Raw genomic sequence first — 21232 nt, forward strand, 5'->3', positions numbered from 1 at the left:
AAACGTCATGTTCCAGGCCTGGCTCGTGAAGATCGCGAAGATCGCCGCGAGTTCGGCGCCCAGTACGCGCGACGGAAACAGCGCGAGAAAGAACGTCACCGTGAACGAGATATAGCCGAGCACCGGCACCGACTGCAGGATGTCGAGGATCGGCACGAGCACCTGGCCCGCGCGGCGACTCTTTGCGGCGAGCGTGCCGTACACCAGCGTGAAGGTCAGCGAGGCGACCATCGCCGCGAGCATGCGCAGCGTGGTGCGCATGGCGTACTCGGGCAACATCCGCGGATCGAGCGAAATGGCCTCGGACTGGAGCGTCGAAATGGGGGCCATCGTCTCGTGAAAGCCGATGGCGCCCATCGCGATCAGGCAGATGATCAACGGGAATGCAATGAAGTCCCAGCGATTGGGCAGCACGCGCCACGCCGAAGCGTTGGCCGTGCGGTTCAGATTGAAGCCGAATTCCATCACTGGCCTCCCGTGCCGGTTGTACGCCGGACGCCGCGCGCTGTACGGTTAGTCGTTCGCATTGAGCGGATGAGCTGATTCATGTTGAAACACTGAAATCTGGGCGATGTGCAGGTCCCCGGCGCGTGAATGCGCGCCGGGCCGGTCTTTCAGATCCGGAACACGCGTGCGCGCAGGTCGCGCCAGCGCGCAGCGAACGTCGGCTGACTGCGCGTCGGCGAAACTTCCGCGCGCAGGCGGGCGCCGTCTGCATCGGGATGAAGCGGTTGCGGCGTTTGCGTCAGGTGTGGCTGGTGTGGCAAAAGAAGGCTGAATTTCATGCTGGATCTCCTCGCGTCCAGAAGGACGCGTCGGCGAGGAAAGCCAGCAGACAGGCATTGCGCGGCATGCGCGCGAAGCGGCTCACGTCTGCCCGCTTTCCTCAGGTAAGGTCGAAAGGAAGCGGCATAACGGATAACTGTCACTGTCTGACATCAGAACTCCTTATTGCACGGCGACGCGCGAACGTCGTCTGTAACGGCGCGCACTTCGCGAACGCGAGGCGAAGCGAACACGCCGTGCCGCGAACGCGAGACCGTTCGTGGCGCGATATCAGCCACGCGCTGCACGCATGAACGCGAACGGCGCCTGACTGACGCTAACAAGGATGCACGAGGATTTACTGCTGGACGCGCACCATCTGCCTGCTGGCAAGACGGCGGCTTCTGGAAAAGGGAGCGCGGACGTCCTGCCGGTCAGGCAGCGAAACTCTTCGAAGATCGACAACTGCTACTGTCCAAGGCGTCAGCCCCTTTTGTTAAGACGGGCGAATTTTAGTCACGCCGCCCGCCGGAAGTCAACACGATTTGCGCGCCGCGTCAAATCCCGTGCCAACGACACCACTGCGACACCCCTGCACCACCATGGCGCGGCGGGTGGCGCGCGGCGCAGTCGGGGGACGGATCGCGGGGCGCTTACGGCGACGACGGCTGGCGGAGTCGTCCGATAACGCGGTTCCGCCGCACTGACGCACACCTGCCTCGCCTTCGATCCGGCCCATCGCTCCCCGTGCCGGCTCCCGGTTCGTCTTTCTTCCAGGGGCCCATCAGTCACATCGCATGTACTGCTGCTTTCGATTCGAATTGGGTGGCCGCACGCCGCATGCCCGGCGCACCGCCACCCGCCCCTGCGCTATTCAAGCCAGCTTGCGCATGGCCTGCTGGCCGGCGCCGGGCGCGCCCATCCGGTCGAGCCGCTCGCTCGCCTCGTTCAGCACCCAGAGCGGCGCGCACTGCAATTGTTCGTCATAGACATTCAGGATCGCGGCCACCGCGTCGAAACCCGCTTTATCGAGCTGCCAGCCGCCGCCCGATTGTCCGCGCTGGTAGCAGGCGAGCAGCGCCGCATCCGCGTCGTCCACCTGAGCCTGCGTTAGCACGCCGTAACCGGCATCGGCGATCATCGTCGCCAGCACGTGCACGTGCAGCAGCGCCTGGGCATCGTGACTGGCGCCGCCCCGACGCAGCGCCGCCAGCGCGAGATGCACCTGGAGCGCGAGGTCGTCGGCGCATGCACGCGGCATCGGCAACAGCATCGCCTTGTTGTTGCGGCGGGACCGGGCTGCCTGCGTCCGGTTCGGAAAGGAAATGGTTTTGGCCATGGCACACGAAAGAAACTGTTCTCGTGCAATAACGGCAGGCCGCGCAGAAGGTTGAGACACACACGGTCGCATCTATGTAACCAGACGTGACCGATTCAGGCGAACGACCGTTCAGTTCTCCGCGGCCGATCCCTGCCCGCGCCGCGATGCGACGAACGCCTCGGTGTGGCGGATGGCCTGCTCGCACTGTTCGAGCGTCAGGTGGTGGATCGACGGATTGGGCAGGTCAAAGCCGAGTTCATCCGAGAGCCAGCGCATCGCCTTGCCGCGCGCTTCGAAGGCGTTCACGCCGTCGCGCCGCACCTTGGCCGCGACGAGCGGCTCGAGCGCGTCGTGCAGCCGGCTCTTCGCGTCGCGCAGCGCGGCATTGGCAAGGCGCCCGAGCGGCACGTTGCGCGTGCTGCGAGCCGGCACGCCGATCCACGCCTCGCAGGACGTGCAGACCCAGAGCGTGCCGTGGTCGTCGCGATACGGATACGCTTCGTCGCCGTAACGCGCGAGCAGCGCCTTCGCGCCACAGTAGTCGCACAGCGGCTGCGGCAACGCCTTGACGGGACGGCCTACGCGCATCGAACGCTCCTGATCGCCATGATGGGCGGTGTCATGAATACGTAAACGGGGGATGGAATGAGTACAGCGGTCGCGAAAGGATAACGGGAAACGGTGGTGCGGTGCTTGAGGGTATGGGGGGTGAGGCGGTTTTCCGGGCCAACGGGTTCAGTCCGAGCTGCCGGGCGACGCGTCAATTCAGATCACGGCAGATCCGGCCGCGCCCGCGCCACAGCCTCGCTCAACCGCCTCACGCCGCCTTTGCGGTCTCGCGCGACTCCTCGCGTTCGAGCGAACGCGTATCGCGCAAGCCCGGAAACAGCTTCATCCAGAGCAATGCGACACCGATCGTGGCCACGCCGCCGATCAGCACCGCACGTTGCGCGCCCCACCATCCGGCGGTCAGGCCCGACTCGAACTCGCCGAGCTGGTTCGAGGTGCCGATGAAAAGCGAACTGACGGCGCTGACGCGCCCGAGCATCTCCTCCGGCGTGCGCAACTGCACGAGCGACAGCCGCACGACCACGCTCACCACATCCGACGCGCCCAGCACCGCAAGCGCGATCAACGAGACGACGAAGTTATGCGACAGCCCGAACGCGACGGTCGCGAGTCCGAACACGATCACGCCGCCGAACATCGCGAGCCCCGGGCGCCGTCGCAGCGGGAAATGCGCGAGCCAGATCGAACCCGCGAGCGCACCCACAGCCGACGCCGAGCGCAGCAGCCCGAGCGCGACGGGACCGGCATGCAGGATGTCGCGCGCGAACACGGGCAGCAGCGCGGTCGCGCCGCCGAACAGGACAGCAAAGAGATCGAGCGATAGCGCGCCGAGGATCACGGGCTGCGAGCGGATGAAAGCGATGCCCGAAAACATGGATTCGAGTGTCACGGGCGCACGCGCGGCGGGTTTCGTCGTGAGCGGAATCGCGCTCGTCAGGGCGGCGGCCGCTGCGAAAGACAACGCACACGTGAGATACGCGGCCCCCGCGCCCACGCCGTAGAGCAGGCCGCCGAGCGCCGGACCGACGATCTGCGCGGTCTGGTTCGCCGATGCGGACAACGCAGTCGCGTGGGGCAACTGCGCGCGTTGCACGACACCCGGCAGGAGCGACGACAAGGCCGGCGACTCGAAGGCGCGCGCCGCACCTATGCACGCCGCCAGCGCGTAGATGAGCGGCGCGCCGAGCCAGCCGCCGAACGTCCCGATCGCGAAGGTCAGCGCAGCGACGCATTCAATCGCCTGGCACACGGCGACGATCCTGCGCCGGTCGTAGCGGTCCGCAACATGGCCGACGACGAGCGTGAGCAGAAACATCGGCACGAATTGCGCGAGGCCGACAAGGCCGAGGGCAAATGCGCTGTGCGTGAGCGCGTAGATGTGCCAGCCCATCGCCACGCCGAGCATCTGGAACGAAGCCGACGACAGCACGCGCGCGCCCCAGAAGCGCTGGAAGCCGCGGCTGCGCGCGAGACTGGGCGATGCGGCGGCATCCCCGGTTGGAGAGGGGGGAGTCTTCATGAACTGCGGGAAAGGCGAAGGCCGGTTGCGCACAATCAAGCGTGCGAAACCGCAGATTTTAGTGCAGACGACACACGGCCATGCGCGATGCCCGTTGCGTGCGCAAGGTCACGCGCGATCAGGGTTGAATTGCGCCGCCGCGATGCCGAGCCACGAGCCAACAACTGGCACAACCCGGCACCGCCCGCGGACACGAGTCCGCGGATGCCGGACGGAACAGCGCGTTACGCGTCGACGCCGACAATCACGCTCGACGCCTTGAAGAGCGCCGTAGCGGCCTTGCCCGCCGCGAGGCCGAGGTGCCCGACGCTCTCGTTGGTCACGATCGCAGCGATCTTCGCGCCGCCCGTTGCCGCAATCACGACTTCGGCGTTGACGGCGCCCTTCGTGACCGATTCGACCGTGCCCGCCACCACGTTGCGCGTGGAAACTTTGGCCGCGTCTCCATCGACCATCACGATCACCGATGACGCCTTCACCAGCGCGAACGCCGGCTTGCCCGCCGCGAGACCCAGCGACGCGGCGCTGCCGTGCGTGATGATCGCAACGATGTCGAGCCCGCTGTCCGTGCGCAGCGTGACTTCGTCGTTGACGGCGCCGGCCTTCACTGCACTGACCTGACCAGAAAAGTGATTCCGTGCACTTGTACGCATAGAGGTCTCCTGTGGCATGCCGTCGCTACGCGCACACCGGTTATTGAGAAAAGCCAAGTGTAACTGAGCGCGCGAGCCCTTAAACGTCGCCACGAACACGATTGGCCATCCGGACGATCCCATTGAGGGCCAAGTCCGGCGTAATATATCGCTCTTTATAACGCCACGGAAAACAACAATGATTCGAAAACTGATTGCCTCGGTTGCCGTGTTGTCCGGCGTGTTCGGCGCCAGCGCGAACGCCCTTGCCGCCGATGACACCGACGTCAACGTCCTGTACGCCGGTTCGCTCGTGAACCTGATGGAGAAGAGCGTCGGTCCGGCATTCGAGAAGGAAACGGGCCTGCACTTCAAGGGCTACGCCGCCGGGTCCAACAAGATCGCCAATGAGATCAAGGGCAAGCTGCGCCGTGGCGACGTGTTCATCAGCGCGAGCCCAAAGGTCAACACGAGTCTGACGGGTGACGCGAACGGCAATCACGTCTCGTGGTATGTCAACTTCGCCGAATCGCCGCTCCTGATCGGCTACAACCCGAAGAGCCGCTTCTCTGCAGCCTTCAAAACGAAGAAGTGGGACGAAGTGCTCCGCGAGCCGGGCCTGCGTCTCGGGCGCACCGATCCGAAGCTCGATCCGAAAGGCGCGTTTACCGTCGAACTCATGACGAAGGCCGCCGAGGCTTATCACCAGCCGGACCTCGTCGAAAAGACGCTCGGTGCGCCGGACAATCCCCAGCAGGTCCTGCCTGAAGAAACGCTCGTCGGCCGACTGCAGTCGGGCCAGCTCGATGCCGGCTTCTTCTACTCGACCGAAACGTCCGACCTCAAGATCCCGTCGATCCACCCCGCGCCCGAGCTAAAGATCAAGGCCAGCTACACGCTCACGATCCTCAACGACGCCACCAATCGCGCCGGCGCCACGCGCTTCGTCAACTTCCTGCTCAGTGCCGAAGGCCGCAAGCTGCTCGCCGAACATGGCGTCGACGTGACGAAGCCTGCGGTCCAGGGTAGCGTCGAGGCGATTCCGCCGTCGGTGCAGGCCGTGATCGACGCCGCGCAACAATAGTCGTGAAGCAGTCTGCGGCACGGCCGCTTCTGTGGCTCGGCGCGCTGCTCGCGGTCTATCTCTGCGCGCCGTTCGCCGCCAGCATCCCGCAGATCGGCCAGGCCGACTGGGCGAGCGTCGACTGGCGCGCGACGTGGTCCGCGGTGGCCGTGTCGGCGATGAGCGCGAGCGTCGCCACGCTCATCATCCTCGCGGGCGGCGTGCCGCTCGGCTACTGGCTCGCACGCTCGCGCTCGCGCGCGGTCGCGCTGCTCGGCTTCGTCGTGCAACTGCCGCTCGCGCTGCCGCCGCTCACGAGCGGCGTGCTGCTGCTGTTTCTCGTCGGTCCGTACAGCGGCATCGGCCAGTTCTTCGACGGCAGGCTCACCGACTCGTTCGCGGGCATCGTGCTCGCGCAAACCTTTGTCGCCGCACCGTTCCTGATCATCGCGGCGCGCTCCGCGTTCGCCGCCGTCGATCCCGTCTACGACGATGTCGCCGCCACGCTCGGCCATCACGCCCTCACGCGCTTCTTTCGCGTCACGCTGCCTATCGTGTGGCCGGCCATTCGAGCCGGACTCGCACTCGCGTGGCTGCGCGCGTTCGGCGAGTTCGGCGCGACCGTGATGGTCGCCTATCACCCGTATTCGCTGCCGGTCTATACCTACGTCGTGTTCGGTGGCCAGGGGCTGCCCGCGATGATGCCGCTCCTGTTGCCGACGCTCGCCATCGCGATCGTCTGCGCCGTGCTCTCCGTCTATAGCCGCGGCGCACGCGCATCGCTCGCCCCGCCCACCGACAACGGCGACGAACCCGCGAGCTTCACGCCCGCAGCGCCAGTCCAGTCCGGCGAAGTCCTGCGTCTCGCATTCGACGCGACACGCAAGCTCGGCACGTTCAACCTCGATGTGGCATGGCAACCGCGCACGCGTCGGCTCGCCATCATCGGGCCGTCCGGTTCGGGTAAGTCGCTCGCCCTGCGCATCATCGCGGGGCTCGAGCAGAACGACGCGGGTTCGGTCACGCTCGGCGACGCCGATCTCGGCGCGCTGCCGCCGGAGCGTCGGCAGATCGGCTACATGCCGCAGGACTACGGCCTCTTTCCGCACATGACGGTCGCGCAGCAACTGGCGTTTCCGGTCGGCGCCGATGCGACCAACGCGCGCTACTGGCTCGCCCATCTCGGACTCGACAAGCTCACGGCGCGCCTGCCGCGCGAGCTATCGTTCGGCCAGCGCCAGCGCGTCGCGCTCGCGCGCGCACTCTCGCGACACAGCCAACTGCTGCTCTTCGACGAACCGTTCGCGGCCCTCGACACGCCACGCCGCCGCCGTCTGCAGCAGTCGCTACGCGCACTGCAGCGTGAAATCGATGCGGTGACCGTCATCGTCACGCACGACCCCGATGAAGCCGCATTGCTCGCGGACGAAGTGCTGGTCATCGAACAAGGCCGCGTCTTGCAGGCGGGTCCCGTCGACGACGTGTTCCAGCGGCCGGCATCGCTACGCGTGGCCGAGCTGCTCGGATTGCGTAACGTCGGCATCGGCGTCGTGAGCGCTGCGAGCGTTATCGAAACCGCGAGCGGCCTTCGCCTGCCGTGCGCCGACGCGTCGCTCGCCGCCGGCACGCGTGTGATGTGGCGCGTCGCGCCGCGCGCGCTGCGCGCGACGCCCGATGGCGCGTGGACGGGGACGCTCACGGGTCACGCACTCAGGCACGGCGACCGCTACGTCACAATCGAGATCGGCGGCGAGACATTCGACATCGCCAGCGAGGACGCACCACACGCGGCCAACGACGTACAGCGCTTCTCGATCGAACGCGACGGCGTCTCAGCGTGGGCATCGTCGTATGCCTCGTTGTGCTCCTGATCACGCGCCCCCGAAAAGGCTCACCTTTCGCGTTCGCGGCTCGCGTCGAACCTTCCGCCAGAGCGTCATAAAGGCACCGCGCACGCGGCCAGAACGCGTTTTCCGAGCCACTCCCGAAAGTTCTCACCTTCGAGCGCGCCCGCACTCTCGCGCGACGAATTCCGTCTATTTGCGCGAATTTTGGCAAGATTTCCTTCGCCGAACCTGGGACTACCAGGAAATTTTCCCGGTGTGCGGTGGCGCAATTATTCAATGCGTCGGGGAAGCACCATCGGCGACCGTGCTCGACGCAAGGTCCGCGCACTCACCGCTCCCGAAAACCCTCACCATTCACCGAACTACGGCGCCACTCAGATCACGAAGCGGCTGTCTTTATCGAGTATGGTGGGCAGCGGCACGAGATCCGAGCGTGCGAAACGAACCAGCGAAAACGCCCGCTCGACGAGCGGACTCGCGGGTAGCTGTGCGAGCGGAAAGACGATTTCGGCGCCATCCGGCGTCGCGCTCGCCTCGATCACCACGTTCATCGCATTCAGCCGGTAGCGTTTCATCGCGACATTCGTGTGCCGCTCGGGATGACTCAGCACGTCGCAGATCACGTCGAGTTCGTGCGCGAGCGCATCGGTCTTCAAACCAAGCGCGCCTATCTCGCGCTCGTTGGCCTCTATCGCGGCTTCCAGTTCGATGCGCTCAGCGGCATTCGACAAAGCGCGCTCGCCGAGCATCTTGTGCGTCCCCGCACCGTGGCGTGTCAGCAGTTGCAGTCGCGTCTTCAATAACGCGCGCTCCTGCACGAGCGCGTCGCGACGCGACTCGTCGGCGCTGATCTGCGCGAGGCCCTCCAGTGCGATCTGCTCGACCACGCGCTGCACGATCTGCTCGCGCAGATCGGCTTCCGTTTCGCCGCAGACGCGCACCTGATGATCGTCGAAACTCAGCGTCGTACGCACGACGTCGGCGTGAACCGTGTCGCCGACCTGCTCGACGCCGAACACGCGGCGCTCGGTCATCGCCATGCCGAGCACGGCAAAGGTCTCACGCGCGAGCGAATGGCTTTCGAACCACGCGTGCAGTTCGGGCGAGCGGCTGAGAATGTGCGCGACCTCGTCGGCAGCCGCGAAGAACGCGTGAATGTAGGGGTCGTCGAGCCAGGTCGACGCACTCGCCTCGTGGGCCTGCGGCAGTTCGCTCACGAGGTGGCTCACATAGTCAATCGAGCAGGTCAGCGCTGGCGTGACGCGCTCCCGAAAGCCATCCGCGAGCCTGAGCGACGGGCTCAACACCAGTAGACGCTCGATCAACGCGCGGATCTGCGGCGTTTCCGGCACGGACTTCGGTCGCGTTCCGAATAGTCTGTCGAGAATGCCCATATCAGGACTCCGTTGCGGACCGCGCGCGGGGCGCGGCCGGAATCGGGTGCCTCATGCGATTCGTCCAGGCGATCGCGGAGCACCCCTGCCGCATCGCAGCAGACAGCACTATAACGCGAATTCTCGAGCGACCATGTTCGGGAGAGACATCCCGAACAAGCTCACCGTTCCATGTGCGCGGCAACGCGCGTCGGTGAAATTTTTGTGGCGTCGCGCGTAACCGTTCGTGATCGAAATGCACGCATGGCGCATGCACAATAAACGCCCGTTACTGCAGATTCTCCCCTTCGGCGTGTGGTTTGACAGCCACCAAGGGAATCAGGATCGAACCATCGTCCGACTGCGCAATCTTTTGCAGATGCACGATCGACTCCCGAAAACCCTCACCATTGCGACCGCTACACCTCCGAAAGGTCTCCCCCTTCTTCTTGGTCGAATGCTCCTTCAAACCATTTTTTTCTGCATTACGAACTAAATTATGTGCGAACGTCCTCACGGCAGCTTAGGTGTCGCCAATGAGTGACGGCTCGCTATGACCCATCGCTCGCCATACCAACGCCAGGTAACCGTCTACCGTGCGCGCACTGCGGATCTGTCCTCGGCGTGCGCCATCCGATCACGTATCCGATAGCCCACGCTCCCGGAAACGCTCACCGATCGGCGGGCCATCGCGTCCCGTAGATGCTCACCGGTCCGCCTGGGGCTCAGCCGAGTCCGCGCGATTGGCTTCCCGGTTTGCGAGACGCCAATGCCACTACGCGAAGGTGCGGATCTTTATCAATCCCTCGCCCTACCCTGATAACTCCTGGAAATCCTCACCATTCCGGTATGCAATCGACACCGTGGCTACGGAACCGACCGTAGCGTACTGGATTCGCGTCGAGCATCCGACGACAGCATGGCGACCAGGCGAACACGAACGCGAGCGAATTGTGGAACGCAACACAAACCGCCCACTGTCGCGTTCAGCGCCGCTGAAAGCAGGTGCTGCCGCGCGGCGTTACGAGGATGCCTCGATGCCGGGCGGCAGCGCGGTAGCGCTGGCCGTCGAGTGCGAAAGCGTCAGGTCGCCTTCGCACGCGACACCACACTATTTCGCCGGTGCAGCAGACGAATAAACGTCCGGCGCGGCGGGACCCTCGACTTTGATCATCCCCAGCGCACCCTGATTGAAGGTACGGAAAATCGAATGGTCGACGAGGAGGAAAGTGCCCGGCACGACAGTGTTGAACTGGACGACCTTCGAGCCCCCCGCTGGAATCAGCGTGGTCTGCACGCTCTCCTCATAGTGCTTATACGATCCGTCCCACACCTTGTCGAACACCGCACCGATTACGTGGAAGCTCGACACCAGATTCGGACCGCCGTTGCCCACAAACAGCCGGACCGTTTCCCCGACTTTCGCCTTCAGCGCTTTATCGCCGGTGAGCGAGCCTTCCCGTCCGTTGAACAAGACGTAGGTCGGACGCTCGTCGACGGCCTTCTCCGGATCGAACGACTGCATGCCTTTGTCGTGATACTTGCCATTCGTGTAGAAGTCACCCTGCATGACGTAGTATTCGCGATCGACCTTCGGCAATCCCTCGGGCGGATCGACTTCGATCATGCCGTACATACCATTGGCGATATGCATGCCAACCGGGGCGGCCGCGCAGTGATAGACGAAAAGACCCGCATTCAGCGCCTTGAACGTGAATGTGGCATCGTGACCCGGCGACGCGAGTGTCAATGCCGCGCCCCCGCCCGGACCTGTCACCGCGTGCAGATCGATGTTGTGCGGCATGTGCGAATTCGACGGATTCTTCAGATGGAGTTCCACCGTATCGCCCTGACGCACGCGGATGAAACTACCCGGCACTGTGCCGCCGAACGTCCAGAAGTCGTAAGTGGCGCCATCAGCGATTTCCTGCTTCACCTCTTTGACCTCGAGATCGACGATGACTCGCGCAGGGTAGTCTCGCGTGATCGGCGGCGGCACATTCGGCGGACTGGTCAGCACGGCATGAATCGGGTCCCCCTGTGGCGGCCCAAAATCACCCGGCACGGCGCCAGCCGGGGCAGTCGCGGACATCGCAGCGAGCGGATACGCGAGGCTCGCCAGCAGACCGAGGCTAGCAAGTGCGGTACACAACCTTCTTGTCATCGTTATTCTCCTTACAGGTTCCCGCCGCCCGGCGACAGCGTTCATGCGCAATGCACCGAAGCGGATAAAACTTGGTCGTCGCTAGTTAAAGGATTTTTTTACGCAAACCACTTCGCCTTCATTTCCAATGAATCACACAGACCTACAATCCGCGTCACATTGGCACAGTTAGCCCTACCCATTAAATTCAACGAACGGGGCACGCTCATCTCAAGCTAAAGAGCGCTTACAAAACAAAAACAAGATTGCCGTGCGAGACCGCTACACGCCTTAACATGAGTTAATTATCCAACCCCGGTTAATTGGCAGGATGTCGCATGCAAACCGGACCACGCACTACGCGTAAATCCAGTCCACCGAAGTTTCATGTATTGAAGCGCCGACATTTCGCTAGCTTAAGCAGCGCAGCATCACCGATGCGGAAACGTTTTCAGTGCGCTCAGGCGGGATGATCGAACAATCGTCCGTGTGATTCTCGGCACAAGGCTCCAGTATTGTTTCGATTTGCCACGTGCGGCAGTTGTTCGCGGGGTTTATCTCTATCCGCACAATCTTCTGTGATCATCAAGGCCTGCGAAAAATCACACGGCGTTACTCACAGATCGCTGGAGACAATCCGGCCTAACATCTCCTGGCTGTTCAAAATGCATCTCACCGCATTCAAAGTCTTCGTCGAATTTTCGGCGTTGTGCTTTCGTGTCTGCAGAGAATCGATCCTCATTCCCTGCGTCTTTTCGGCACGCCACGGTAAGGCATATGCAATTCAACGCACAACGCTTTGCGTGGTGATCACCTGAAAAATCAGCGAACACACCACGCGAATTCCTGAAGAGATGTTAAGCATTCTCGTCATGTCACTTGACGCGACATATACGTCCTCCGAGAGTGCTATCCATCATTCGCGCTGTAATGGAATCCACACGGGCTCGAAACGGCCAGACGCATGCAGGTGGATGACAACGGTGCTGCACTTCGGCGCAGCAACGCAGTGATACGTTGTATTTGAGTTTTTCGTTCGGAGGAAGCGTGTTTATGCGGTTCCGGTTGCTCATGCTCGCGGCGGCGCTGTCGATGACCGCTTCGTGTGCTTTTGCTGATGCGCGTTATGTCGAAGTAACGGGCGGATCCCTCCGTAGCGCGCTCAAATTGACGGACGAGACCGGAGACAAGCTTGTCGTAGCTCCATTTCGCATGCGGGCGAGATTCGTGACGAACGCCGAGTTCCTCGCCTTCGTCAACCGCGATGCGCGTTGGCGCCGCGATCGTATCGCCGCACTGTTCGCCACGCGCGATTATCTGTCGCGCTGGGACGGACCATTGAGCCTCGGTCCCGACGCTCCCCCCAATCAGGCAGTAACAGGCGTTAGTTGGTTTGCGGCGCGCGCCTATTGCGCATCGGAAGCGGCGCGGCTTCCGCGCTGGATCGAATGGGAGTACGCAGCAGCAGCGGACGCGCAGCATCGCGATGCGCGCGCGGATACCGTACGCCAGGCGCGCATACTCGCGACCCTGGTGGACAGTTTCAGCAGACCAGCCGCGACGCCCGTCCGGGAGGCTCCGAACGTGTATGGGCTATACGGCATGCACACGCTGGTCGGTGAATGGGTGGACGACTATGCCTCGCTATTTGCCGACGCGGATGGGCGTAGTCCAGGCGGAAGCAACGAGCTCCGCCTTTGCGGCGGCGGTGCGCTCGCATTCTCCGATCGCACCGATTTCTCGCTGATCATGCGCGTCTCGGCTCTCGCCGCAATGACACCCATCGACAGCAGTAGCAGCGTGGGCTTCCGTTGCGTCAAGGATCCCGGCGGGGAGAATGTCATCAACAACAAGGACGCGACATGAAGCGCATTCGACTATTCCTTTACGCTCTCCTGCTGGTTTGTCCAGCGCTCTTCGCTGCCGCGCCATCCCTCACGCTACCGGGCGATTCGCTGTACCAGTTGCCTCTTGCGTTGCAGGACCAGCAAGGACGACAGTTCGATCTCGCGTCGATGCGCGGACGGCCTGTCATTGTCAGCATGTTTTATACGGCCTGCTCCGCTGCGTGCCCATTGACGATCGACACCATCGATCAGATTCGCCACGCATTGAACGTGCCGGACCACGCAGCGCCTTCCGTGCTGCTGGTCAGCATCGATCCGGCACATGACGATGTCGTTAATCTCGCGGCGGTGGCAAAAGCGCATCAGCTCGACCCCGCGCACTGGCGCCTCACACGCACGACAGCCGGAGACACGATGGCGTTTGCCGCGACGCTCGGTGTCGCGTACCGCCAGCGCACAAACGCAGATTTCAGCCATAACGCCGTTATCGCGCTTCTGGACGAGAACGGCCGTATCGTCGCGCGCACATCGGTTATCGGCAAAGTCGATCCGGCATTCGTCTCGGCGGTGCGAGAACGCGTCGTCCGTTATTGAGCAGTTCGAACGCGGTCGAGCCCGGCTTCTCGCTCAACCATTTCTTAGACGAGCGACATCAGGAATCGTGATTTCGCGACCTTTAATTTGAATGAGCTCCCGGACGCGCAGATCGCGCAAGATGCGCGAAAAATGTTCCGGCGTAATGTTAAGCCGCGACGCAATCGTTCTCTTGCCGGATTCCAGCCGCACGTGCTGGGCGGTCTGCGAATTACCGTCTACAAGGTTCAGCAGATAGCCGACGACTCGCTGTGTTCCGGACTGGAGCGAGTACGCCTCCACGTCGCGCATCAGATTGTGAAGACGCATGCTGAGACTGGCCAGCATCTTGCGAGCAAAGACGGGATCCTGCTCGAGCCTGGGAACGACGACTGACTTCTTCACATGTAACAGCAAAGTGTCGGCCAACGCCTGCGCGGACACGATATAGGCCTTGTCCATGAACATCAATGCTTCGCCGAAGCCGTCGCCGGGCCCCACGAGACGCACGATCTTCTCTTCACCGATGGGAGAACTGATACTCAGCTTGATTAAACCATACACGACAGTATGGAAACCCAGGCAGGGATCCCCGCGACGAAATATCGTCGTGCCACGCGCCACCCTCACTTCAGTCGTTCCCTGCGCAAGAGCGTCGAGTTCGTCCGGTGACATTTCGTTGAACAACGGCATCTTCGAAAGGAATTCCTGAAATCGAATCTTACCTGCCCGCATTTGGCTGCTCCGACGGTTAGCGGCTTTGTATTAGATTGAACTGGATAGATGCGTCAGCGGCATATTCTCCAATTGTCGCGCGCGAAAGTATGGATAGATATGCCCGCCGTCAAACAGTGATCGGCCATTTCGAGCCGTATGTCGCACCCGTTCGCGGAACTCCGTCCGCTTCAGTAAAGCCGGGTCTTGCTTGCACCGAATTCTGCTGATCGACGCGCCAACAAACGCAAACGTTTAATTGAACCGACTCGCGGAAAAATTGAGCCGCAGCATTTTTCCGGCAATAAGTGCAGCCGTATTATCGATGTGCGATTAATTCATCCGGAAAGTATCGGGTGCAATGCATCCGTAAGCAAAGCACATCTTTATTGCCAATTTTCGTTAGCAAACAACTATGCGGCTTACAGGCTTCACCCGGTACGGTCTGCTGGCGCTGGTCTACACCACGGCTCACGCCGACGAACTCATCACGGTCGAACAGATTTCCGCGGCGTTCGGTATTTCGCGCAACTATCTGACGAAGGTCGTTCATGCGCTTGGCAAAGCGGGGTATCTGAGTACGGCACGAGGTCGCGCGGGTGGCTTGCGCCTTGGCCGCCCTGCAGGGTGCATTACTGTTGGTGAAATCGTTCGCGTGATGGAACGCAATCTGGACGTGGGCGAACGCTTCGATGTGAATAACGACGCAAGCGCAATCACGGCGTCCGCTGAACTTCGCTGCGCATTCGCAGCGGCCACGCGCGCGTATTTCGATGTGCTCGACAGGTGTACGTTCGCCGATCTCGCCTCTGAACAAGTCGAATTGACGCGCCTTCTGATCGGTAACCTCGTCTCGCATCCGGCGACACAGCAATCCTCGCCGTGAAGCGTGGTTCAGAATTTCGCCTGTCTCCTGAACCACGCCACTCTGCAGCAAGATAATCCGGCTTTCGGCAATCTTTCAGGAATCCAATAGATTGCCGATGCGGTTATTTGATGTCTTTCCAGTACGCTGCGTTCAACCGCCACGCAATGAACGTCATACCACCCAGGAACAGCAGCACCCAGACGCCGAGTTGCTTGCGCGTCCTCTGTTCCGGCTCGGACATCCAGCCGAGGTACGCCACGAGATCGGCAACGTCGGCGTCATAATCCGCCGGCGAGAGTTTCCCGGGCGTGACCTGTTGGTAACCCACAAAGCGATGGATTTTCTCGCCGCTTGCCTTGTCGACTGTGTCTTCGAACTTCGCTGTCCGCGTACCCTGCAACTGCCACAGCGGATGCGGCATGCTCACGTTCTGATACACCATGTTATTCCAGCCGGTCGGCCGCGTGTCGTCGGTGTAGAAGCTGCGAAGGTAGGTGTAAAGCCAGTCGCTGCCGCGTGAACGCGCTTCCACCGAAAGATCCGGCGGCGTTGCACCGAACCAGCTTTTGGCATCTTCCGGCCGGATAGCGACGGTCATCGTGCTACCCACCTTGTCCGCCGTAAACATCAGGTTTGTCTCGATCTGCTTTTGCGAAATGCCGAGACCCTCTAACCGGCTGTAACGCATCAGGTTCGCACTATGGCAATTCAGGCAATAGTTGACGAACAATTGCGCGCCATGCTGGAGCGAGGCAAGATCATTCGCCCTTTCGGGCGCGTGATCGAGCGGAATGTTTTCCTCAGCCCACGCCGGCGCTCCAGCAACCGAGAATGCCAGAGCGACCGTGGCCAAGGCCGCAGCCCTGCGGGCGAGTGTCGAAAGCAGCTTTATCTTCATAGTCGTGTTCTCCTCGCTCGTCAGTTAATGGGCCTTGAAGCGCACGCGCTCAGGCGGCTGCTTGAAGGTGCCAAGCCGCGTCCAGAACGGCATGCCGAGGAAGAACGCGAAGTAGATGAGCGCGCAGACCTGGGCGACAAGCGTGCCCACGGGCGATGGCGGCCGTGTGCCGAGGAACCCCAGGATGAAGAACACCACCACGAAGATCGCGAGGAACACCTTGTGGAAGAACGGCCGGTAGCGAATCGACTTCACCGGTGCCTGGTCGAGCCACGGCAGGAAGAAGAGCGAAACCACCGCCGATCCCATCACCACGACGCCCCAGAACTTCGACTGCGTGAAATACATCGCGAGGACTACGAGGACCGCCAGCACCGGCAGCCCCGCACGCCACTTGCCGCGCGCGCGCACGAGTGCGAGCAGGCCGAGCAGCGCGACCACGATCATCAGCACGATCTTGAACGGGTCGGTGGTGGCACGCAGCATCGCGTAGAACGCGGTGAAGTACCAGACCGGCGCAATTTCAGGCGGCGTCTGCAGCGGATTGGCCGGCACGAAGTTATTCGCTTCGAGGAAGTAGCCGCCCATTTCCGGCGAGAAAAATATGATCGCCGCGAAGACCATCAGGAAGATGCACACGCCCATGAAGTCGTGCACAGAGTAGTACGGATGGAACGGAATGCCGTCGAGCGGCTTGCCGTTCGCGTCCTTCTTCTCCTTGATCTCGATGCCGTCGGGATTATTCGAACCGACTTCGTGCAGCGCGACGATGTGCGCGAACACCAGCCCCAGCAGCACGAGCGGAATCGCGATCACGTGGAACGCGAAGAAGCGGTTCAGCGTGACGTCCGAGACGACATAATCGCCGCGAATCCAGAGCGACAAGTCCGGACCGACAACTGGAATCGCCGAGAACAGGTTCACGATCACCTGGGCGCCCCAGTAGGACATCTGGCCCCACGGCAACAGATAGCCGAAGAATGCCTCGGCCATCAGGCACAGGAAAATCGCGCAGCCGAAGATCCACACCAGCTCGCGAGGCTTACGGTATGAACCGTACAGAAGCCCGCGGAACATATGCAGATAGACGACCACGAAGAACATCGAGGCGCCCGTCGAGTGCATGTAGCGGATCAGCCAGCCCCACGGCACCTCGCGCATGATGTACTCGACCGACGCGAACGCGAGCGTCGAGTCGGGCTTGTAGTTCATGGTGAGGAAAATGCCGGTGACGATCTGGTTCACCAGAACGAGCAGCGCGAGCGAGCCAAAGAAGTACCAGTAATTGAAATTCTTCGGCGCGTAGTACTCGGACAGATGTGCCTTCCACGTCGCGGTCAACGGAAAGCGTTTGTCGACCCAGCCGACGAGCCCCTTTGTTTCGACCTTATGTTCAGTGACGCTCGCCATTTATGCTTCTCCTTTTTCGTCCTTGCCGATCACGAGCTGCGTCGCGGACGTGAACATGTGAGGCGGGATGTCGAGATTCTGCGGCGCAGGTTTGTTCTTGAACACGCGGCCGGAAAGATCGTAGGTGGAACCGTGGCACGGGCACAGGAAACCACCCGGCCAGTTCTCGGGCAAATTCGGCTGCGGGCCTTCCTGGAATCGCGCCGTCGGCGTGCAGCCCAGATGTGTGCACACGGCGACCGCCACGAGAATGTTCTTGTGTTCGGCGCGCGAGCGGAATTCGTTCTTGCAATACTCGGGCTCCGGCATCGAGAACGGATTCTTCGTCAGCGGATCGGCGAGTTCACTGCTGGCCTTCTGGACATCGGCGAGCATTTGATCGGTGCGGTGGAAGATCCACACAGGCTTGCCTCGCCAGGCGACGGTCATCATCTCGCCGGGCTTGAGATTGCTGATATCGACCTCAACTGGTGCACCAGCGGCCTTTGCCTTTTCGGAAGGTGCGAACGAACCTGCGAAAGGTACGACCGCGGCCAGGCCCCCCACGCCCCCTGCTACCGACGCCGCAATCAGCCACGTACGGCGGCCGCTGTCGACATGTTCGTCTTCGTGGACTTGCATGACATTCCTCGTTTCTAGATTGATTTCTTAACGCCATCTTTGGGGCCGCGAGCCCGCGCGAATGGCGTCTTTAGCGCAGCCCTGAAATGTAGTCGGCCACCGCCTTGATCTCGCTGTCCGAAAGACGCGATGCAATCGCATGCATCGGCACGCTGTTGTCACGCGCGCCCGCTCCCTGCGTGAACGCGGTCAACTGTGCTGTGGTGTATGCCGCCCATTGCCCCGAAAGACGCGGATACTGCGAGGGGATGCCCTGCCCCGTCGGACCATGGCAGCCCGCACACGCCGGCACGCCCTTGTCGGCAATGCCGCCGCGATAGATTTTTTGTCCGAGTGCGAACGTGTCCTTGTTTTGCGCGTCTCCGGGCTTCGGAGTCTGCGACGCGAAATAGGCGGCGACGTCCACGACCTGTTGATCGGAAAGTGCACTCGCCATCCCGGCCATGATCGGGTTGGTTCGGACCGGTTGGCCGCCGGCGGATTGCGCCTTGAAATCGCCTAGCTGTTTGACGATATACCCGGCATGCTGCCCCGCGAGCTTCGGAAAGGTCTCGGCCGCGCTGTTGCCGTCGGCTCCGTGGCACGCCGCGCACACTGCCGCGACGGCCTGTCCTCGACTCGCGTCCGGCGTGCTCACCTGTGCCGCGTGCGTGAGCGCTGCCCACCCCGAGAGGCCCGCGGTTATATGCAGGGCCACCCAAACCTTGCGCATTCGATTCATTCAACCGTCCTGTTTTGTTCTGTAGTGGAAAGAGATTCAGCAACACGCGACGACGCCGGCGCAGCCTTGACGGCCCCCGTGCTCGCGCTCCCCGCGGTTTCGAGCTTGATCGGAATGAAATATCCGTCCTTGCCCACTCGAGTCAGCGGCAGCTTTTCCTTTTCGCGCCTTTTCCGCTCTTTCGACAGCGGCGGGCAGCTGTGCTCGTCGTAGTACATCACCATGCAGTCGAGGCAGAGCATGCACTCCATCTGGTCGATGCGGCCTTTTTCGTCGATCGCCAGTGAGCCGCAGCCGACCGCACAGGCATGGCAGCTCGTGCATTCAGGCTTGCGCCGCAGTTTGAGCAGGCGCCGCCAGCCCGGCAATGCAAGACTTGCTCCGAGCGGGCACAGATACTTGCAGAACGGCCGTTCAATGAAAATCGATGCGCCGACAATGACGGTCCAGAACAACATGAACGGCCACGAGCGGTTGAGTACGCCAACGAGGAACGTCGTCTTGAACGGTTCGATTTCCGCGAGCTTTTCAGCCCAGGGCATCGAGAAGAACGACACGACGAGCAATACCGCGAACACCACGTACTTGAGCTTGCGCAGCCGGTTGTGCCAGCGCATCGGCAGCTTGGTCTGCAGCTTCTTCAGGCCGGTTGCGCGCCCCAGCTTGTAAAGCATCTCGGACATCGAGCCGAACGGACACATCCAGCCGCAAAACAACCCGCGTCCCCAGATGATCACGGTAATCGCGATCACGATCCAGAAGACGAAAATGAACGGATCGGAAAGGAAGAGCGACATCTTCCACCCGCCAAACAGCGAATGGATGAACGTCAGCACCTGCGTAATGGATGGCTGTGCCATCTCATGCCAGCCGGCGAAGCCTATCGCGATCAACCAACTCGCGGTTTTCGGCCAGGAGACCCAACGCTTATTTGCGCGTTTCGCCTTGCGCACCCAACGGTCGCGAGTCGCAAAGAACGCCATGACGGCAACGGCCCAGCCAATGAAGAGGCCGATTTCCAGTTTCTTGCCGTTCCATGCGTTCCACCACGCTGGCGTTTCCTCCGCGACCTTCGGACGGCCACCCTCGAGGAAGGTCGCAGGCAGCCAGTACGGCGAGTTGAATGTCGAAAAGCTCTTTGCACCCGTTTCCTTGTCCACCTTGTGACCAAGGAACACGAACTTCCACGGATAGGCCGCGCTGAATTTCGTGTTACGGATGATGAAGATGCCGGTCTCGTTGAAGGCGGGCGTGCCAGCTGCTTCCAACGAATAGAGATTCAGATAATCGGAATCCTTGAACGTGAACGCGTTGATTCCCTGCTGGACCTGGATGCGATCATAGATGCCGCCTCGCACGAAGCCCGATCCCTTGAACGACTCCGTGCCGTTTGCCACGACGAAAATCGCCTGGTCTCCAGGCTGGAGACGGTTCATGAGTTGCGCGTATTCGTAGTCGCCGAGCACGCTTTTGCCGATCGCGGGTGCGTTCAGGTAGCCATAGTAGAGATCGAGATAGGGTGAGCCGGTGTCTGCCGCGCCAACGTCGCTCGCATGGACCTCGAGATGCTGGACCGCCCCCATGTCAACGAGCTGGCTCCATCCGTAGCGCGTGTTGGACTGCAGCAGCTTTGCCTGCGGCAGGACCGCTTCCTTTACGATACCGACCTGGCTGGCGACCGCAACCGCGCAGCGCGAGATCAACTGGTTCTCGGCAATGGCCGTGACCGTCGCGCCAGAAATTGCGTCGAGGCCCTTATCGCCCGCGCTGCTCTGGCCGATTTCGAAACGCTCGCCAGCGAACTTGCCGACGTACTGGCGGAGAAATGTGAGCAGCTTGCTTTCGGGAATGCCGACCAGCAAGATCGGCTCACTGTGCTTGAGCACTCTGACGCCGGTGATCACACCTTTCGTGTCCATGCCGATCAGCGTGACGATCGGCTTACCGGAATAGCCTTGAATGTCGACGATGTCGGTCGACAGGAATACGTAGCCTTTGAGCACACGCGCGTGTCCGTCGTTAGCGTAGGCCTCGACGTACGGCGGAGCGCCCTTGCGGGCGGAGAATTCGTTTGAACCCGGCAGCACACCTGCGCAGTCGGTCCACTTGCACATCTCGGGCTGGCTGAACAGTTGGTCGGGCAATTCCTGCTCGTAAATCGAAGCGAAGACCGGATGGGTCACGGCGATCAAGAGCGCGAACAGCAAGAACCGAAACGTAGCTTTCATTTTTGTCGCTTTGAGGGGGTCGCCTGGAATGGCGCAGCGTCAACGCGGTTACGCGGACGAAACGCGCCCCGATGGCGAAAACTTCTCGACGCCGCACCGCTCACATTGCCCCGGAGCGG

17 protein-coding genes and 2 pseudogenes are annotated in these 21232 nt (G+C 61.9%); 5 read left to right on the forward strand and 14 right to left on the reverse strand.

The window, feature by feature from the left end; all coding sequences use genetic code 11:
* The 6 genes and pseudogenes from D1Y85_RS19630 to D1Y85_RS19650 all read right to left on the reverse strand — a co-directional run.
* Positions 1-465 (reverse strand): annotated as a pseudogene (locus D1Y85_RS19630) (sulfonate ABC transporter permease); the annotation flags it as partial.
* A 149-nt stretch (positions 466-614) separates the two neighbouring features.
* Entirely contained in the window at positions 615-785 is a 171-nt protein-coding gene (locus D1Y85_RS27140; protein WP_185219050.1) for a hypothetical protein, read from the reverse strand.
* Between the two features lie 854 nt (positions 786-1639).
* On the reverse strand, positions 1640-2104 hold the full coding sequence (locus D1Y85_RS19635; RefSeq protein WP_124152741.1) for a hypothetical protein: 465 nt from the start codon (positions 2102-2104) through the stop codon (positions 1640-1642).
* Between the two features lie 111 nt (positions 2105-2215).
* Positions 2216-2674, reverse strand: coding sequence for a zinc-finger-containing protein (locus D1Y85_RS19640; protein WP_124152742.1), 459 nt, complete (start codon positions 2672-2674; stop codon positions 2216-2218).
* 229 nt (positions 2675-2903) lie between these two features.
* Positions 2904-4175 (reverse strand): MFS transporter, encoded by a 1272-nt coding sequence (locus D1Y85_RS19645; protein ID WP_124152743.1) that lies wholly within the window; start codon positions 4173-4175, stop codon positions 2904-2906.
* 224 nt (positions 4176-4399) lie between these two features.
* Positions 4400-4828 (reverse strand): TOBE domain-containing protein, encoded by a 429-nt coding sequence (locus D1Y85_RS19650; protein WP_124152744.1) that lies wholly within the window; start codon positions 4826-4828, stop codon positions 4400-4402.
* Positions 4829-5006: 178 nt separating this feature from the next.
* Here D1Y85_RS19650 and D1Y85_RS19655 point away from each other — a divergent pair, with 178 nt between their 5' ends.
* Both D1Y85_RS19655 and D1Y85_RS19660 read left to right on the forward strand, forming a co-directional pair.
* On the forward strand, positions 5007-5891 hold the full coding sequence (locus tag D1Y85_RS19655) for an extracellular solute-binding protein (RefSeq protein ID WP_124152745.1): 885 nt from the start codon (positions 5007-5009) through the stop codon (positions 5889-5891).
* 2 nt (positions 5892-5893) lie between these two features.
* The gene (locus D1Y85_RS19660) at positions 5894-7741 is read left to right on the forward strand and encodes an ABC transporter ATP-binding protein/permease (protein WP_124152746.1); all 1848 of its coding nucleotides are present in this window, start codon (positions 5894-5896) and stop codon (positions 7739-7741) included.
* 350 nt (positions 7742-8091) lie between these two features.
* On the opposite strand, the gene D1Y85_RS19665 is transcribed toward D1Y85_RS19660, so the two are convergent.
* On the reverse strand, positions 8092-9111 hold the full coding sequence (locus tag D1Y85_RS19665; protein WP_124152747.1) for a hypothetical protein: 1020 nt from the start codon (positions 9109-9111) through the stop codon (positions 8092-8094).
* Between the two features lie 1111 nt (positions 9112-10222).
* Positions 10223-11182 (reverse strand): annotated as a pseudogene (gene nirK / locus D1Y85_RS19670) (copper-containing nitrite reductase); the annotation flags it as partial.
* Between the two features lie 1104 nt (positions 11183-12286).
* Between nirK and D1Y85_RS19675 the strand changes: the two are divergent.
* Together D1Y85_RS19675 and D1Y85_RS19680 are read left to right on the forward strand one after the other, a co-directional pair.
* Positions 12287-13099, forward strand: coding sequence for a formylglycine-generating enzyme family protein (locus D1Y85_RS19675; RefSeq protein WP_246024993.1), 813 nt, complete (start codon positions 12287-12289; stop codon positions 13097-13099).
* On the forward strand, positions 13096-13674 hold the full coding sequence (locus D1Y85_RS19680; RefSeq protein WP_124152750.1) for an SCO family protein: 579 nt from the start codon (positions 13096-13098) through the stop codon (positions 13672-13674). Before D1Y85_RS19675 ends, D1Y85_RS19680 begins: the two co-directional genes overlap by 4 nt.
* A 33-nt stretch (positions 13675-13707) precedes the next feature.
* Here the strand turns inward: D1Y85_RS19680 and D1Y85_RS19685 are convergent, their stop codons facing one another.
* The gene (locus D1Y85_RS19685) at positions 13708-14388 is read right to left on the reverse strand and encodes a Crp/Fnr family transcriptional regulator (RefSeq protein WP_124152751.1); all 681 of its coding nucleotides are present in this window, start codon (positions 14386-14388) and stop codon (positions 13708-13710) included.
* 394 nt (positions 14389-14782) lie between these two features.
* On the opposite strand from D1Y85_RS19685, the gene D1Y85_RS19690 reads away from it, so the two are divergent.
* Positions 14783-15253 (forward strand): Rrf2 family transcriptional regulator, encoded by a 471-nt coding sequence (locus tag D1Y85_RS19690; protein ID WP_124152752.1) that lies wholly within the window; start codon positions 14783-14785, stop codon positions 15251-15253.
* 103 nt (positions 15254-15356) lie between these two features.
* Here D1Y85_RS19690 and D1Y85_RS19695 read toward each other — a convergent pair whose 3' ends face one another.
* The 5 genes from D1Y85_RS19695 to D1Y85_RS19715 all read right to left on the reverse strand — a co-directional run bounded on the left by D1Y85_RS19695 (position 15357) and on the right by D1Y85_RS19715 (position 21113).
* Positions 15357-16133, reverse strand: a complete 777-nt coding sequence (locus tag D1Y85_RS19695; protein ID WP_124152753.1) for a cytochrome c1 — start codon at positions 16131-16133, stop codon at positions 15357-15359.
* Positions 16134-16157: 24 nt separating this feature from the next.
* A complete protein-coding gene (locus D1Y85_RS19700; RefSeq protein ID WP_124152754.1) occupies positions 16158-17543 on the reverse strand; it encodes a cytochrome b in 1386 nt (461 codons plus the stop codon).
* Complete coding sequence (gene petA, locus D1Y85_RS19705) at positions 17544-18164, reverse strand: ubiquinol-cytochrome c reductase iron-sulfur subunit (protein ID WP_124152755.1); 621 nt, start codon at positions 18162-18164, stop codon at positions 17544-17546. It lies immediately after the preceding gene.
* 70 nt (positions 18165-18234) lie between these two features.
* The gene (locus tag D1Y85_RS19710) at positions 18235-18885 is read right to left on the reverse strand and encodes a c-type cytochrome (RefSeq protein WP_124152756.1); all 651 of its coding nucleotides are present in this window, start codon (positions 18883-18885) and stop codon (positions 18235-18237) included.
* Positions 18882-21113, reverse strand: a complete 2232-nt coding sequence (locus tag D1Y85_RS19715; protein WP_124152757.1) for a 4Fe-4S binding protein — start codon at positions 21111-21113, stop codon at positions 18882-18884. Before D1Y85_RS19715 ends, D1Y85_RS19710 begins: the two co-directional genes overlap by 4 nt.
* Positions 21114-21232 lie beyond the last annotated feature (119 nt).

Origin of the sequence: Paraburkholderia dinghuensis, from assembly GCF_003837865.1 — a bacterium.
Classification (GTDB): domain Bacteria; phylum Pseudomonadota; class Gammaproteobacteria; order Burkholderiales; family Burkholderiaceae; genus Paraburkholderia; species Paraburkholderia dinghuensis.

What these genes read in the sequence shown, in the direction of transcription:
- D1Y85_RS27140 (WP_185219050.1), bottom strand. Translation starts at nt 785, where the DNA reads ATGAAATTCAGCCTTCTTTTGCCACACCAGCCACACCTGACGCAAACG.
- D1Y85_RS19635 (WP_124152741.1), bottom strand. Translation starts at nt 2,104, where the DNA reads ATGGCCAAAACCATTTCCTTTCCGAACCGGACGCAGGCAGCCCGGTCC.
- D1Y85_RS19640 (WP_124152742.1), bottom strand. Translation starts at nt 2,674, where the DNA reads ATGCGCGTAGGCCGTCCCGTCAAGGCGTTGCCGCAGCCGCTGTGCGAC.
- D1Y85_RS19645 (WP_124152743.1), bottom strand. Translation starts at nt 4,175, where the DNA reads ATGAAGACTCCCCCCTCTCCAACCGGGGATGCCGCCGCATCGCCCAGT.
- D1Y85_RS19650 (WP_124152744.1), bottom strand. Translation starts at nt 4,828, where the DNA reads ATGCGTACAAGTGCACGGAATCACTTTTCTGGTCAGGTCAGTGCAGTG.
- D1Y85_RS19655 (WP_124152745.1), top strand. Translation starts at nt 5,007, where the DNA reads ATGATTCGAAAACTGATTGCCTCGGTTGCCGTGTTGTCCGGCGTGTTC.
- D1Y85_RS19665 (WP_124152747.1), bottom strand. Translation starts at nt 9,111, where the DNA reads ATGGGCATTCTCGACAGACTATTCGGAACGCGACCGAAGTCCGTGCCG.
- D1Y85_RS19675 (WP_246024993.1), top strand. Translation starts at nt 12,287, where the DNA reads ATGCGGTTCCGGTTGCTCATGCTCGCGGCGGCGCTGTCGATGACCGCT.
- D1Y85_RS19680 (WP_124152750.1), top strand. Translation starts at nt 13,096, where the DNA reads ATGAAGCGCATTCGACTATTCCTTTACGCTCTCCTGCTGGTTTGTCCA.
- D1Y85_RS19685 (WP_124152751.1), bottom strand. Translation starts at nt 14,388, where the DNA reads ATGCGGGCAGGTAAGATTCGATTTCAGGAATTCCTTTCGAAGATGCCG.
- D1Y85_RS19690 (WP_124152752.1), top strand. Translation starts at nt 14,783, where the DNA reads ATGCGGCTTACAGGCTTCACCCGGTACGGTCTGCTGGCGCTGGTCTAC.
- D1Y85_RS19695 (WP_124152753.1), bottom strand. Translation starts at nt 16,133, where the DNA reads ATGAAGATAAAGCTGCTTTCGACACTCGCCCGCAGGGCTGCGGCCTTG.
- D1Y85_RS19700 (WP_124152754.1), bottom strand. Translation starts at nt 17,543, where the DNA reads ATGGCGAGCGTCACTGAACATAAGGTCGAAACAAAGGGGCTCGTCGGC.
- petA (WP_124152755.1), bottom strand. Translation starts at nt 18,164, where the DNA reads ATGCAAGTCCACGAAGACGAACATGTCGACAGCGGCCGCCGTACGTGG.
- D1Y85_RS19710 (WP_124152756.1), bottom strand. Translation starts at nt 18,885, where the DNA reads ATGAATCGAATGCGCAAGGTTTGGGTGGCCCTGCATATAACCGCGGGC.
- D1Y85_RS19715 (WP_124152757.1), bottom strand. Translation starts at nt 21,113, where the DNA reads ATGAAAGCTACGTTTCGGTTCTTGCTGTTCGCGCTCTTGATCGCCGTG.